The organism is Methanoregula sp. (assembly GCF_023227875.1).
GTDB lineage: Archaea > Halobacteriota > Methanomicrobia > Methanomicrobiales > Methanospirillaceae > Methanoregula.
In genome coordinates, this window is record NZ_JALOCH010000007.1 from 117,182 (window position 1) to 130,171 (window position 12,990).

18 protein-coding genes and 1 pseudogene are annotated in these 12,990 nt (G+C 46.0%); 4 read left to right on the forward strand and 15 right to left on the reverse strand.

Features of this window, described 5'->3' with window-relative positions; translation table 11 throughout:
• Positions 1-127 precede the first annotated feature (127 nt).
• From M0R30_RS09155 to M0R30_RS09165, 3 genes are all read right to left on the reverse strand, one after another.
• Complete coding sequence (locus M0R30_RS09155) at positions 128-625, reverse strand: type II toxin-antitoxin system VapC family toxin (protein WP_292546099.1); 498 nt, start codon at positions 623-625, stop codon at positions 128-130.
• A 28-nt stretch (positions 626-653) separates the two neighbouring features.
• Positions 654-836, reverse strand: a complete 183-nt coding sequence (locus tag M0R30_RS09160; RefSeq protein WP_292546100.1) for an antitoxin family protein — start codon at positions 834-836, stop codon at positions 654-656.
• A 98-nt stretch (positions 837-934) separates the two neighbouring features.
• Positions 935-1,126, reverse strand: coding sequence for an ATP-binding cassette domain-containing protein (locus tag M0R30_RS09165; RefSeq protein WP_292546102.1), 192 nt, complete (start codon positions 1,124-1,126; stop codon positions 935-937).
• A 328-nt stretch (positions 1,127-1,454) separates the two neighbouring features.
• Here M0R30_RS09165 and M0R30_RS09170 point away from each other — a divergent pair, with 328 nt between their 5' ends.
• Positions 1,455-1,697 carry a hypothetical protein gene (locus M0R30_RS09170; protein ID WP_292546104.1) on the forward strand — a complete coding sequence of 81 codons (243 nt, stop codon included), beginning with the start codon at positions 1,455-1,457 and terminating at the stop codon, positions 1,695-1,697.
• 5 nt (positions 1,698-1,702) lie between these two features.
• Complete coding sequence (locus M0R30_RS09175; protein ID WP_292546106.1) at positions 1,703-2,113, forward strand: type II toxin-antitoxin system VapC family toxin; 411 nt, start codon at positions 1,703-1,705, stop codon at positions 2,111-2,113.
• On the opposite strand, the gene M0R30_RS09180 is transcribed toward M0R30_RS09175, so the two are convergent.
• On the reverse strand, positions 2,110-2,286 hold the full coding sequence (locus M0R30_RS09180) for a hypothetical protein (RefSeq protein ID WP_292546108.1): 177 nt from the start codon (positions 2,284-2,286) through the stop codon (positions 2,110-2,112). The genes M0R30_RS09175 and M0R30_RS09180 overlap by 4 nt on opposite strands.
• The gene (locus M0R30_RS09185; RefSeq protein WP_292546110.1) at positions 2,243-2,473 is read right to left on the reverse strand and encodes a hypothetical protein; all 231 of its coding nucleotides are present in this window, start codon (positions 2,471-2,473) and stop codon (positions 2,243-2,245) included. Before M0R30_RS09185 ends, M0R30_RS09180 begins: the two co-directional genes overlap by 44 nt.
• 191 nt (positions 2,474-2,664) lie before the next feature.
• Here M0R30_RS09185 and M0R30_RS09190 point away from each other — a divergent pair, with 191 nt between their 5' ends.
• Together M0R30_RS09190 and M0R30_RS09195 are read left to right on the forward strand one after the other, a co-directional pair.
• Entirely contained in the window at positions 2,665-2,904 is a 240-nt protein-coding gene (locus M0R30_RS09190; protein WP_292546112.1) for a hypothetical protein, read from the forward strand.
• The gene (locus M0R30_RS09195) at positions 2,897-3,310 is read left to right on the forward strand and encodes a PIN domain-containing protein (protein ID WP_292546114.1); all 414 of its coding nucleotides are present in this window, start codon (positions 2,897-2,899) and stop codon (positions 3,308-3,310) included. Before M0R30_RS09190 ends, M0R30_RS09195 begins: the two co-directional genes overlap by 8 nt.
• Before the next feature lie 188 nt (positions 3,311-3,498).
• Here the strand turns inward: M0R30_RS09195 and M0R30_RS14760 are convergent, their stop codons facing one another.
• The 10 genes and pseudogenes from M0R30_RS14760 to M0R30_RS09240 all read right to left on the reverse strand — a co-directional run.
• Positions 3,499-3,684 (reverse strand): antitoxin family protein, encoded by a 186-nt coding sequence (locus M0R30_RS14760; RefSeq protein WP_366513124.1) that lies wholly within the window; start codon positions 3,682-3,684, stop codon positions 3,499-3,501.
• A 71-nt stretch (positions 3,685-3,755) separates the two neighbouring features.
• Positions 3,756-4,025, reverse strand: coding sequence for an ATP-binding cassette domain-containing protein (locus M0R30_RS09200; protein WP_292546116.1), 270 nt, complete (start codon positions 4,023-4,025; stop codon positions 3,756-3,758).
• 200 nt (positions 4,026-4,225) lie between these two features.
• Complete coding sequence (locus tag M0R30_RS09205; protein WP_292546118.1) at positions 4,226-5,155, reverse strand: NAD-dependent epimerase/dehydratase family protein; 930 nt, start codon at positions 5,153-5,155, stop codon at positions 4,226-4,228.
• The gene (gene galU, locus M0R30_RS09210; RefSeq protein ID WP_292546120.1) at positions 5,152-6,030 is read right to left on the reverse strand and encodes a UTP--glucose-1-phosphate uridylyltransferase GalU; all 879 of its coding nucleotides are present in this window, start codon (positions 6,028-6,030) and stop codon (positions 5,152-5,154) included. The genes M0R30_RS09205 and galU overlap by 4 nt, the downstream gene beginning before the upstream one ends.
• Before the next feature lie 38 nt (positions 6,031-6,068).
• Positions 6,069-7,340 carry a UDP-glucose/GDP-mannose dehydrogenase family protein gene (locus tag M0R30_RS09215; RefSeq protein ID WP_292546122.1) on the reverse strand — a complete coding sequence of 424 codons (1,272 nt, stop codon included), beginning with the start codon at positions 7,338-7,340 and terminating at the stop codon, positions 6,069-6,071.
• 52 nt (positions 7,341-7,392) lie between these two features.
• A complete protein-coding gene (gene fsa, locus M0R30_RS09220; protein ID WP_292546124.1) occupies positions 7,393-8,037 on the reverse strand; it encodes a fructose-6-phosphate aldolase in 645 nt (214 codons plus the stop codon).
• A 45-nt stretch (positions 8,038-8,082) separates the two neighbouring features.
• Positions 8,083-9,057, reverse strand: coding sequence for a GDP-L-fucose synthase (locus tag M0R30_RS09225; protein ID WP_292546126.1), 975 nt, complete (start codon positions 9,055-9,057; stop codon positions 8,083-8,085).
• Positions 9,058-9,184: 127 nt separating this feature from the next.
• Positions 9,185-10,231: a GDP-mannose 4,6-dehydratase gene (gene gmd, locus M0R30_RS09230; protein ID WP_292546128.1), complete on the reverse strand. Its 1,047-nt coding sequence runs from the start codon at positions 10,229-10,231 to the stop codon at positions 9,185-9,187.
• A gap of 207 nt (positions 10,232-10,438) precedes the next feature.
• Entirely contained in the window at positions 10,439-11,512 is a 1,074-nt protein-coding gene (gene wecB, locus M0R30_RS09235) for a UDP-N-acetylglucosamine 2-epimerase (non-hydrolyzing) (protein ID WP_292546130.1), read from the reverse strand.
• Between the two features lie 920 nt (positions 11,513-12,432).
• Positions 12,433-12,660: pseudogene (locus M0R30_RS09240) on the reverse strand (UDP-N-acetylglucosamine 2-epimerase); the annotation flags it as partial.
• Positions 12,661-12,990: the final 330 nt, after the last annotated feature.

The window sequence follows — 12,990 nt, forward strand, 5'->3', positions numbered from 1 at the left end:
GTCCAAGGTAACAGTGCCGCGAGTACGAACAGCGGATAAGGTATCCCGTCAGATGGAATTTTTGCAAGCCCGCCGATAGTGTATTTCTTGCCGAGATTTCTGACGCGGATGGCGATTTTTCTGTCGGTCATGAATCAGGAGATCCCCTGTTGTCAGATTGTGGTTTCCATACCGATAACCAGGGAACGCGTGAGAAGTCTTTATCGTTTGAAGCAATATGAGATATTTTATTGAATTGTGCACATGAAACAATATATGCATCTTTGGTGAACAACTGAAAGTTACGGGAGATAGGGATCGAATCTCTCACCATTTCCGGATTATCATACAATATTGTACAATTAATTTTGAAAAGACGCTGAATTTCAATCCATGTTTTGGATAATTCGTTCATAATAAGAGGATCCCGCTTGTAACGGGCGATACAATCAACGACGCTCTTTCCGTATCCTTTCTCCATCAATTCACTGATGATGAAATGGTGAGTAATTTCCTGAAGGACAACGGACGGAATGAATCCTTGTATCTCTTCTCTCTCAACCCGGATCAAGAAATCTGTACATGATTGTTGAAAAGCCGGATGATCGAGAGCAGTATACAGGATAATATTTGTATCAATGATCACTCTTGTCCCGTCAGGGATCGATACAAGCTCATTCAAAGATATCAGACTCAATTATTTCTTCAATCGTCCGGGTCTCCCTGATTCTGAACGCTCCTTTTAATTTTTTAATTTCCAGATCAGGCAAAATTTTGAGTTCTACCTCATCTCCTTCCTGTAAGTTTACAGGATCAATAAGATGGAACGAATTATCCCGGTATACCGCTTTTACCATTATTACTCTCCTGTTATTATGATGTACTTTCAATTATATACAGATAGTGCAATTCCTGTACAGGTTTATTCTATCTATCATTCCTTCTTCATCATCCGTTATTCGTTCCACCTCAAAAAACAAGAGGGATAATCATGAGAAAATCTTAAAAAAAAGGTAATTTTCCCGGCCCCGTTCCGCCCGATAATTCCGACAACTTCGCCCTGCGCCGCATCGAACGATACATCCTTCAGCGCCCAGAACCCTTCGGCAGGGGAAGCGTTATAAAATTGTTTGAACGGCGCCTTCACGGAATTGACAATCGCATCGCGGAGCGTGAGATATTTTTCCTGCGGTCCGCCGATAGTGTATTTCTTGCCGGGATTTTTGACGCGGATGGCGGGGTGATCGGGGGACCTGGGGATTCCAATACCGGTTCTTCAGGAGGATGATACCTATCCGGAATAATTGAATCACACGGAAAATACCTGCGGAAAGCCCGGGAAAACAGAATATCGGGGTATCACACAGGTTCACCCCGGTCTGAGACGCCTGGTTATACGATCGACAACCCGGTTTTATTTGCTCAGGATAAAGAATTATAGGATAAGAACGATAATACCTGTACAGGAGTGATGAATGATGGCAGCTATCGTGCAGGTAGATAAAAAATTCAACCTCTCGTTAAAAAATGTCAAGGATTCTCTCAATATTCAACCTCATGATACTTTCTCGATACAGAAAGTGAATACCCGGACCATCACCCTGAAAAAAATCAAAGATGAGGATCCCTTTATCGAAGCAGTAAAAAATCCGGCCAATCTCCGGAATAAAAAGAGGCCCAATCTCATCCAGCTGGAAGATGACCTGTGGTCTGCATGAAGGTGATGGTTGATTCGAACATTCTCATTTTTTCAAATGTTGCTGACATGCCGGAATATCCGGGAGCACGTGATAAATTATTCGGACTGATCGATGATGGCTGTACCTTTGCTGTCAATACTATCATCCTCTCTGAAGTGAATTACAAACTCGCGAAGATCCTTTCCCGGGATGAAGCGTATAAGAGGACAAAGAGTCTCCTGCACTCGGATTATTTTGAATATTTCCCTGTTGATCAGACAACCATCGAACGCGCAATCGATCTTTGTCATGGATCAAAAATGCGGATCAATGACGCACTGATTGCACAACATTGCCTTGATCTCAGGATTGACGGACTATTCACGGATAATGTGAAGGATTTCCGGCAGGTTCCCGGTCTCCATCTCATCCATCTCCGGGAAAGAAAGAATTAAACCGGCACCAGATAATACCCGGCCCCGACTTCGAGCCGTGATCGTACCCGGTCATAGATCTCCACCGACCCCTCCCGGGACGTCGTGATCCGGGAGAGGATCTCGTGGAACGTTCTTTTTGCTTCTGCACTATTCTTCCCGGTAATTCTGGCGACCCTGCCCTGCCCCCCCATCGAACGATACATCCTTCAGCGCCCGGAACTCTTCCGGTTGAGGGGAATGGGATGAGAACCGCTTGAACGGCACTTTCACTGAATTGGCAATCGCATCGCGGAGCGTGAGATATTGTTCCTGCGGTCCGCCGATGGTGTATTTCATGCCGGGATTTTTGACGCGGATGGCGATGTTCCTGGAGGACATAATCGGGAGGGACTGTTCTGATATTCTATTAAGGTATGCGATAATATGAATTAATGTTTCATCTTCCCGGATCACAACACTTGCCCGGCGATTCTGTCGATTCATCAGAGGTGATTTGTCATCATTACCCGGGTGGATGCGAATGTTGATAGGCTCCCGGAATAATATATAACTCATGAGGGCTTGATGCGATGGCAACAAAAGAAGTAAGGGCAACCTTTGATGGTCATTCATTCCATGTGATTGACCCTGTCGATCTGGCACCAAACAGTGAATGCCTGATTTATATAAAAGAGGTTAAACCAAAACAGACCGAAAATGCAATTAACTATCTGTTTAGTATCGCAGGAACGGCGCATGGTCCCAGGGACTGGTCAAAAGAGCATGATCATTATCTCTATGGGACACCAAAAACGGTGAATCTTGAATAAGAGAGAAATTTTTCTGGATACATCATTTGTAGTTGCCATCATTAATAATGATGATCAATTTCACCAGGCAGCGCTGGATTTAGAAAAGGATCTTAAGACATACGCTACGGTCTGGATTACCGATGCCATCCTTATTGAGATTGGCAACACATTTTCCAAATCAAATAAAAGTCAGGTTTCAGATTTTATACAATATTGTTATGAATCTCCCGGAATCTGCGTTGCAAATACAGATGAAGGACTGTTGCGTCAGGCTCTTGATTTATTCAAATACACTGACAAAGACTGGAGTCTCACCGATTGCATCTCTTTTATTGTGATGAAAAGAGAAGGTATCGACATTGCATATTCATCAGATCATCACTTTGAGCAGGCAGGATTTCACTATATATTAAAACCCGGTTAATCTCATTTAAGGGGTGGATATTGGTTACCGATGAAAAGACGGCTCTGAAGAAAAACTCGGTACGGGTCAATAGTTCCCGTAACTACATCTGACAGAACTCTCCTTACCGGGGCAACCATAATCATGGGACGACGAAAAGATATTAGAATCAATAAAAATGCGTGTTCCAGAAGGAACCTGATAAAGATTCAATCCCATCCTTCCAGAGTGATAATCTCATCTGCGGTTTTTTCATCGGTTGAGAATAACCCGTACATCCGATCCGTAACCGGGCGCTTGATTTCAATGATAACGGACTCTCCTTCACGTAGAGGGAGATCACGTGACGGTTTTAATATTTTATTCTCGTACCGGGCTTCCGAAAGAATGGGCATTTGTAATCACGACTATTATAGTAATGAGTGCGCTTTTATAATTAAAAAGGATTGGTTGAGGGCGTGAATGATTAATCCGGAACAAAATCTGTCAGCAGCGTCGACTTCCCGGCCCCGTTCCAACCGATAATCCCCACAACCTCGCCCTGCTCCACATCAAACGACACATCCTTCAGCGCCCAGAACCCCTCCTCCGGAGGAACCCGGTTGAATCGCTTGAACGGCGCCTTCACGGAATTGACAATTGCATCGCGGAGAGTGAGATATTTTTCCTGCGGTCCGCCGATAGTGTATTTCTTGCCGAGATTGCGGACGCGGATGGCGATATTATCGGTGGGCATGAATCTCACTGAATTGTTGATACATTATACATCTGTGCTACTGAATATAATAAGAGGATGGAATCGTATGAAAACGGGCGTTAAGGTCGTGTGCCACATATATATAATATGACAATGACAGAACGATCGTCATAATAAATTATTTATTGTGCTCATATCTGATATTTTTCATAGTTCACCGACCTCTTTGTTGATTTCCGTTAATGAACATTCTGAAGATACCACTGAACGTACATTCCGGCACCTTCCCGTATCGGTACCTCGGGCTTCCATCCGAGTTCCGTTTCTGCTTTCCGGATATCTGCCAGGGTATCTTTCACATCCCCTTTTTGTTGTCCGAAAAACTGGTTTTTCGCAGGTTTGCAGCAGTTTTTCTCAAGTTCGTGTATCAACTCAATAACCGTAATCCGGCTACCACCCCCGATATTGAAAACTGATCCGGGAGTACCTGAGCGTGCAGCTTTCAGGTTTGCATCTACAATATCCGACACATACGTAAAATCCCGGGTCTGCGTCCCATCACCATACAATGTAATGGCGTCACCATGCATGATTGCCTTCACAAACTTATTAATCGCCATATCGGGTCGCTGGCGGGGACCGTAAACCGTAAAATAACGGAGTGAGACCGTTGGCAATCCGAAGTTCTTCCAGTAAAGATAACAAAGATGCTCTGCGGCAAGTTTGGTTACCCCATACGGAGAGACCGGCTGTAACCGCATGTCCTCTTTCATGGGAAGCGGAACATCCCCGTACACTGAAGAGGAGGAGGCATACACAAATTTTTTCAGGTTCTTGTCTTTGTAATACTCAAGGAGCCGCTGCGTTACTTCGATATTGTTCCGGGTATAGATGGAGAAATCTGATCCCCACGATGCCCGCACCCCTGCCTGGGCGGCCAGATGAAAGACCACATCAACATCAGGAAATTCCTCTGTTTCCATAATGTCCTTTTCGATAAATGTAAAAGAAGGATGTTTTCGGGCATCGGAAATATTGACTTCTTTGATGGGCCGGGGATAGTAATCGGTGAAACAATCAATTCCAATGACGTCATATCCCTCCTGTAATAATCGGTCAACAAGATTACTCCCGATAAATCCCGCACACCCGGTCACAAGACACTTCATGAACAAATCCTCTTCTGCAGATATTCCATCATCGCTTTGTTTAGATGGGGATCCCGTAGGGCAAAATCAATAATCGTTTCAATATATCCCAGTTTATCACCGGTATCATAGCGCTTGCCTTCAAACTGGTATGCATACACCGGGTGATCTTTGAGAAGAAGCTTGATGGCATCCGTCAGCTGGATCTCATTTCCAACCCCGCGATTTGTATTTTTCAGGCAATCAAAAATTTCCGGAACGAAAATGTACCTGCCAACGGCACCCATATCCGAGGGTGCTTTATCCGGTTCAGGTTTTTCAACAATATCTTCAACCCTGACGAGATCCGGTTCGATTGCATTCCCCTTGATGATGCCATAACTACAGACTTTTTCACGTGGCACATGTTCAATTGAGATCACTGACGATGTAAACCGGGAATATACTGTCATTAACTGTGCCGTGCAGGGTTTTGAGTTAGTTATTATATCGTCCCCAAGCAGTACCGCGAACGGCTCATTACCGATATGGTTTTCAGCCCTGAGAATTGCGTCGCCAAGCCCGTTTGGCTCTTTCTGCCGGACATAATGAATGGTCGGGAAATCCGCAATTTCCCTGAGCCTGTTCAGGGTAGTATCATTGTGTTGATCTTTTAACCGCATCTCAAGTTCAGGTGCCGCATCAAAATAATCCTCAATTGCACGTTTTCCCCGGCCGGTAATAATGATGATATCATCAATGCCGGATTTAACCGCTTCTTCTACCACATAATGAATAACGGGTTTATCGATGATGGGGAGCATCTCTTTTGGCATCGATTTTGTGACGGGTAAAAACCGGGTGCCAAGTCCCGCAGCCGGGATAACCGCTTTATGTATGTTCTGTTTTTTTCTCATTCCCGGTCACCGGAGCCTGATTATCATCTTAATCATAGTTACCAGCATATCCCGTCAGTTCCCTTACAGGCAAGTATTCGCCGGCCTTCAATAATTATCCTGTGCGCCATCAGGTCAAACTCCTTGTCGAGCCGGGAAAATTCCGGCCATTCGGTCATCACCAGGCAACCATCCGCACCGGCGAGCGCATCCGCTGCACAGGGACAATATTCAATTTCAGGAAAAATTTGCTGCATATTGGAGATTGCCATCGGATCATAAGCTGAAATTTGAGCCCCATTCTGCAATAACTCACGGATTACCGGGATCGCACACGAATCGCGGATGTCATCGGTATTGTCCTTGAATGCAAGCCCAAGGACTGCAATCCGTTTCCCGGATATGCTGCCAATTTTTTCTTCAAGAAGTGCAACCATCCGGTGGGGTTGTTGTTCATTCACAGAAAGAACCGATTGCAATAGTACCGGATTTTCACCGGCCTTTTTTGCCAAGGATATCAGTGCCGAAACATCCTTGGGAAAACAACTCCCGCCAAATCCTGCCCCGGCATTCAGGAATAACGAGCCGATACGGGGATCATATCCCACACCTTTCATGACTTCATACACATCGATACCAAGATGTTTGCAGATATTACCGATTTCATTCGAGAACGAGATCTTTGTTGCAAGAAATGCGTTTGATGTATACTTGATCATCTCCGCAGCCGAAAGACCGGTATCTATAACCGGCGCAGAAATTCCCTGATAGACGAGTGCGACTTGTTTTCCGGCACGTGAATCATTGCTGCCGATGATAATCCGGTCCGGGTGCATGAAATCCTCAACGGCTCTTCCCTCCCGGAGAAACTCGGGATTCATCGCAAATCCGATCTCATTCTCGGTTTTTCCGGAAGTTTTCAGAACACATGGCCGCACAATTTTTTCCGTTGTACCAGGAGGAACTGTGCTCTTTACGACAACACAGCAATACGATGAATTGTTTTTCAATGCAGTCCCGATGGAAGAACTGGCTGATTCAAGGTAAGAAAGATCCGCACTTCCATCAGGTTTTGGCGGTGTTCCGACACAGATGAAAACAATATCTGCTGATGCAATTGTATCAAATCCGGTACTTGCATGAAGGTTTTTTCCTGCATGCTGGTTCAGGAGCGTTTCCAGTCCAATCTCATAAATCGGGGGTTTGCCATTATTGATCGCCCTGACTTTTTCTGCATTGATCTCAATAATAATTACATCGTGCCCGAGCTGTGCAAAACAGGTCCCTGTTACAAGGCCTACGTACCCTCCCCCAACAATAGAGATTTTCATGACTGCACTTTCCCCAAAAATCTATTAAATTACAAAATTTATTCACTATATTTCATTTCGGAACCTTTTTCCAGTCACTCAGGAACTTGTTCAATCCAGCATCGGTCAAAGGGTGAGAAAACATTTTTTCTATAACATTAAAGGGAATTGTTGCCACATGCGCGCCTGCTTTTGCCGCCTCGATTACATGCAATGGATGTCTGATGCTCGCAACAATTATCTCCGTCTGAAAATTGTATGTGTTAAAAATAGTGACCATATCACGGACTATCTGCATTCCATCATGACCAATATCATCCAGTCGCCCGATAAACGGGCTCACATAGGTTGCCCCGGCTTTTGCAGCCAGTATAGCCTGATTAACAGAAAAAACCAATGTCACATTGGTCTTAATATTTCTGGCATTGAGAATTTTAACCGCCTTTAAACCTTCTGGAGTCATGGGAATTTTGATTACAACATTTGTTGAAAGTTCTGACATTTTGATAGCTTCGTTTACCATTTCTTCTGATTGAATGCTGATGACTTCCAGACTGATTGGCCCATTCACAATACTTATGATCTCCCGGACAACTTCGTTAAAATCCCGGTTTTCCTTCGCAATAAGTGTCGGATTTGTGGTAACCCCGTCAATCACACCCCAGTCATTCGCCATTTGAATTTCGTTGATATTCGCGGTATCGATAAAGATCTTCATTTTTTCTTCCTCCTCAAAATCTCGTATCCCATATACAATTTCCGTTCAGCATTGATCCTCGGCGTCATGCGGTCGTCCCGCCACTTCACGATGCTCCTCATACCACGCAATCGTCCGTTCCAGCCCTTCACGGAACGGCATCTGCGCCTCAAACCCGAACTCCCGTTGTGCCCGGCTCACATCAAGGCTTCGCTTCGGCTGGCCATCCGGCTTTGTCGTATCCCACCGGATCTCGCCGGAGTATCCGGTCAGTTCCTGGATGAGTGCCACCAGGTCCCGTATTGTGATTTCCATACCGGCTCCAAGATTCACCGGATCGGGTTTATTGTACCGTTCGGTCGCAAGAATAATACCACGGGCTGCGTCATCAACATACAAAAATTCCCGGGATGCTTTACCGGTACCCCACACGTCAACAAAAGGCTTATTCTCCCATTTCGCATCGGTGAATTTTTTGATGAGTGCCGGGATAACATGCGAACTTGACGGGTCAAAGTTATCGCCCGGCCCATAGAGGTTCACCGGTAACAGGTAGATGGAATTAAACCCGTATTCCTGCCGGTATGCCTGTGACTGCACGAGCAGCATTTTCTTGGCAAGGCCGTAAGGAGCATTCGTCTCTTCCGGGTAACCGGTCCAGAGATCGTCCTCTTTGAAGGGGACCGGGGTAAATTTCGGGTATGCACAGATCGTCCCGACAATGACGCATTTATCAACAGGTTCCTGGCGGGCGGCTTCGATCATCTGGATACCCATGATCGCATTGTCATAAAAGAGCTGAGCCGGGTACGCCTGGTTGAAACCGATACCGCCGACTTTTGCGGCAAGGTGGATCACGATATCGATATCTCTGGTAACACGGACACAGTTATCCCATTTCCGTAAATCGGTATCCCTGCTGCGGGGGATTCTGATATTTTCCCGTAAAACGCCTTTTTGCAGGAGCTGGTTTACAATCTGTGAGCCAAAAAAACCCGCCCCACCGGTTATCAGGATTGTTTTATCGGACCAGAATGACATGGAAGAAACCTTGCAATCAAACGGCAGAAACCCGATGCCGCTCGTTGCAGATACGTTGTTCTTTTACATTTTAATGTATAGTGATAATCTTCTCAGCGAAAAACAACAGGAAAATGGTATCGGTTCCTCAATCTGCCTTCCACCATTTCTTCGGGAATGTTTTCTTCAGGATTGCATCTCCTTCGCCAATCGATGGAAGCCCGATTGCCCGCATGTCGGCATCGACCATAATCTTCACGAGATCATCGAACCGGATCTTCGGTTTCCAGTCAAGATTCTTCCGGGCCTTCTTCGGATCCGATATGAGTACCTCTACCTCAGTGGGACGGAAATATTTCGGATCAATCTTCACATGCTTGTCAACATCGAGACCAGCGTACGAGAACGCCGCGTCAAGGAACTCTTTCACCGAATGCGTCTCGCCAATCCCAATCACGTAATCATCCGCCTCTTTCTGCTGGAGTATCTGCCACATGCATTCCACATACTCGGGTGCAAAGCCCCAGTCGCGGCGGGCATCAAGATTTCCGAGATACAGGTATTGCTCCTTTTTCGCGAGAATTCTCGCGATGCCCCGGGTGATCTTTCGCGTGACAAATGTTTCCCCGCGACGAGGCGATTCGTGGTTAAAGAGAATCCCGTTTGCCGCAAACATTTTGTAACCTTCACGGTAATTCCGGGTCATCCAGTAGGAATACAGTTTGGCACAGGCATATGGACTGCGGGGTTGAAACGAGGTCGCTTCACTTTGCGGCGGATGTGCAGAACCAAACATCTCACTGGATGATGCCTGGTAAAACTTCATCCCTTGATTGCTTCTTCGTACGGCCTCAAGAAGTCGGGTCGTGCCGAGTGCGGTGACATTACCGGTATATTCAGGTGTCTCAAAACTCACCCGGACATGGCTCTGGGCCCCGAGATGATACACTTCATCCGGCTGGAAGTTATACATGATATTTGCAATCTGCTCCGAATCGGAAAGATCGCCGTAGTGAAGGAACAGCCGGGCATGAGGATCATGGGGATCGACATATATGTGGTCAATCCGGCTCGTGTTAAATGTCGATGAACGCCGGACCATACCATGGACTTCATACCCTTTGGAGAGTAGAAGTTCGGCAAGATAGGATCCGTCTTGGCCGGTAATTCCGGTGATGAATGCTTTTTTTGCCATTTCAAAAGCCTCGTAAAAATATATATAACTATTTCCTTCACTTAACCATTACCTGTATCAAACTTAAAAATCATCAGTTCTGATTTTAAAAAACATAATATGGACAATTGAAGAGAGAGATCCTAAAAACCTGTGACTTTATATTGAATTCAAGATGGATGTACCTTTTAAGAATGAGGACATATGTTTTTTCGTACTGATATCCGACTATTTTAAAGACATTGCCCCTTCTTCGAGAATCCTACGGATTCTCACACTTGCCTCGCGTCCAAATATATCACGTTGGCTACTTGCGGATTTATTTGCATTAATCCAAGCAAGTATCTTGGTATTATCCGCCCCCACCAGCACATTCCACCCTTCCCTCACCGTCTCCACCCACTCCGTGTTCTCGCGCAAAGTAATACACGGCACTCCCAGCATATACGCCTCCTTCTGGATACCCCCGGAATCCGTGAGGATCTTTGACGCATGTCGCATCAGTTTCAGCATATCGAGATACCCTAATGGCTCCGTGACGATGATATTTGCCGGCAGCCGGTCCCACATCCCGTACTCTTCAAGATATTTCCGGGAACGCGGGTGTACGGGGAAGACAACCGGCATCCCTGCCTCGCCAACCGCCCCGATAATATTCTCCATGTGCTCGCGGGTGTCCGTATTTGCCGGGCGGTGAACCGTAAGAACAAGATACTGTTTCGGATGTATGCCCAGTCGTTCGAGGATGGTAGAATGTTCTTCTGCTATCTCCTTGTTAAATTCCAGCGCATCCGCCATCACATCCCCCACAAGATGGACTCCGTGAGTAATTCCCTCGTTCCGGAGATTATCAACCGCAGTCTGTGTCGGGCAGAACAGGATATCGGAGATATGATCGGTGAGCACCCGGTTGATCTCCTCGGGCATAGTACGATCGAATGAACGCAGGCCAGCCTCCACATGTGCAACCGGGATATGAAGCTTGGTCGCGGCAAGCGCCCCGGCAAGCGTGGAGTTGGTATCGCCATAAACCATCACGAGTGCCGGTTCTTCCTTCTGGAGAACGTCCTCGATCCCGGCAAGAGTCAGGCCGGTCTGTTTGCCGTGAGGCCCGGACCCGATCCAGAGGTTATAATCCGGTTTCGGGATCTGGAGCTCATTAAAAAAAACTTCCGACATCTCCGGATCGTAGTGTTGTCCTGTGTGGACCAGGATCTCCTTATGATCCTTCCGGATCTCCCGGGACACGGCAGCGCACTTGACAAACTGGGGCCTTGCACCAACAACAGAGACGATCTTCACACTACAGGATAAGGAAGTGATCGGTTAATCGTGTTTCTGTGCGATGCGAAAAAGCCCGGATATGGGTATGTGAAATATTGCGTCAGTGGCAGACTGGCATAAAAATTGCATTTGCTTTTTTTACGGCCGGGTCTGTGAACGCAGACCTCATTCGTGTTTTTTGAGGGGGCCAGGAATTTTTATGAGTTGGAGAGATGATAATTTTCTAAAGACAAACACAATATTGCTTACCCGTACCCTGGCATGTCCAGTTATTATTTCACTTTTGAAATACAATCTTCTTTGAACTCTGACAGGGACAGGACATCCGGTTTTTTGTACCCGCTTTCAGACAGGATCGAAGGAACCCGGTAATTTTTCATTGCGGTATCGGATGAAAGGAAGATCTCCATATCATACGCCATCGCATATGCAAGGTGTGTTTTATCAGTAACCTGACTGATAAAACGACCATCTGAAATATCCTGTGAGAACTCATAACAAATGAAAGGAACCGAATTATTCGGGACAAGAATGGTAATATCCTAATGGTTTAACTCCTGAATAAACCTGTTGATATATTCGGGATCCTTTCCCTTTTTCAGCATAATAAGGATTGTTTCGCCAATAGCAGTTATCGATGTGAATAAGATGAAGCCTTTGTTTATTGCGTGGTTCAAAATGGTTTTACAGGTATCATCATCAAGACAATCAAAAAAAATATCGGAGTCGAGAAACAATGTTCTCATGATTTCTTAAGTTGCAGATACCGGTTAACCCGCCTGTCAGATTCTTCCCGGCTTATCGCAAACCGGATACATCCGTCGGGACCGACACCGCCACCATACGGTAACATCCCGCGTACGTACGGTTTACCGATAACCTGCTCCGGGCAAAACTCGGCTACTTCCATCACGTTCACCTTTGTCTGATATATGTATCTTTTGTTTTGTATAAATAGATTGATTTTTTGTGCATTCGCCAAAGGATATGCTCAATTCCGTATGCCATATTCCATGAGAACCGGAACTCGCACCAGGGATGTAATCGGGCTTTGGGATCTGCAGCTCCTCAAAAAAAACATCCGACATCTCCATATCGTAGTGCTGACCTGTGTGGACTAAAATCTCGGTATGATCCTTTCGCAGTTCCCGGGAGACCGGGGCGCATTACGATGCCCCCAGAATACACTATCAACACATCAATATTGTAAAGAGGATTCCGAAATACCGGGAGGCCGAAAATCCCGGTGCGGCCTGATAATTGATCGTCTTTACCGGACAGCATGGACACCCATCAGCGGTTATAATTGGGTCTGGTACGGGACCTCATCTCACCCCCATCTAAAAGGAGACCGTATCGGGCTCCGCTCACGTCTCCGGAAAAAGATGGACACTGCGATTGGCAAACCGTGTCCACATTCATGCCCCCCGCGGCAAAGTTACTTCGAAGAATCATTCCATCGGGCATACTATTCTGTCCATATACCGGTGTGGCCG

Bases quoted from the DNA above. Each gene is read 5' to 3' on its own strand.
- M0R30_RS09180 (WP_292546108.1), bottom strand. From the start codon at position 2,286: ATGGGGGGGCAGGGCAGGGTCGCCAGAATTACCGGGAAGAATAGTGCA.
- M0R30_RS09185 (WP_292546110.1), bottom strand. From the start codon at position 2,473: ATGTCCTCCAGGAACATCGCCATCCGCGTCAAAAATCCCGGCATGAAA.
- M0R30_RS09160 (WP_292546100.1), bottom strand. From the start codon at position 836: ATGGTAAAAGCGGTATACCGGGATAATTCGTTCCATCTTATTGATCCT.
- M0R30_RS09190 (WP_292546112.1), top strand. From the start codon at position 2,665: ATGGCAACAAAAGAAGTAAGGGCAACCTTTGATGGTCATTCATTCCAT.
- M0R30_RS09200 (WP_292546116.1), bottom strand. From the start codon at position 4,025: ATGCCCACCGATAATATCGCCATCCGCGTCCGCAATCTCGGCAAGAAA.
- M0R30_RS09215 (WP_292546122.1), bottom strand. From the start codon at position 7,340: ATGAAAATCTCTATTGTTGGGGGAGGGTACGTAGGCCTTGTAACAGGG.
- fsa (WP_292546124.1), bottom strand. From the start codon at position 8,037: ATGAAGATCTTTATCGATACCGCGAATATCAACGAAATTCAAATGGCG.
- gmd (WP_292546128.1), bottom strand. From the start codon at position 10,231: ATGGCAAAAAAAGCATTCATCACCGGAATTACCGGCCAAGACGGATCC.
- galU (WP_292546120.1), bottom strand. From the start codon at position 6,030: ATGAGAAAAAAACAGAACATACATAAAGCGGTTATCCCGGCTGCGGGA.
- M0R30_RS09205 (WP_292546118.1), bottom strand. From the start codon at position 5,155: ATGAAGTGTCTTGTGACCGGGTGTGCGGGATTTATCGGGAGTAATCTT.
- M0R30_RS09175 (WP_292546106.1), top strand. From the start codon at position 1,703: ATGGTTGATTCGAACATTCTCATTTTTTCAAATGTTGCTGACATGCCG.
- M0R30_RS14760 (WP_366513124.1), bottom strand. From the start codon at position 3,684: ATGCCCATTCTTTCGGAAGCCCGGTACGAGAATAAAATATTAAAACCG.
- M0R30_RS09225 (WP_292546126.1), bottom strand. From the start codon at position 9,057: ATGTCATTCTGGTCCGATAAAACAATCCTGATAACCGGTGGGGCGGGT.
- M0R30_RS09170 (WP_292546104.1), top strand. From the start codon at position 1,455: ATGATGGCAGCTATCGTGCAGGTAGATAAAAAATTCAACCTCTCGTTA.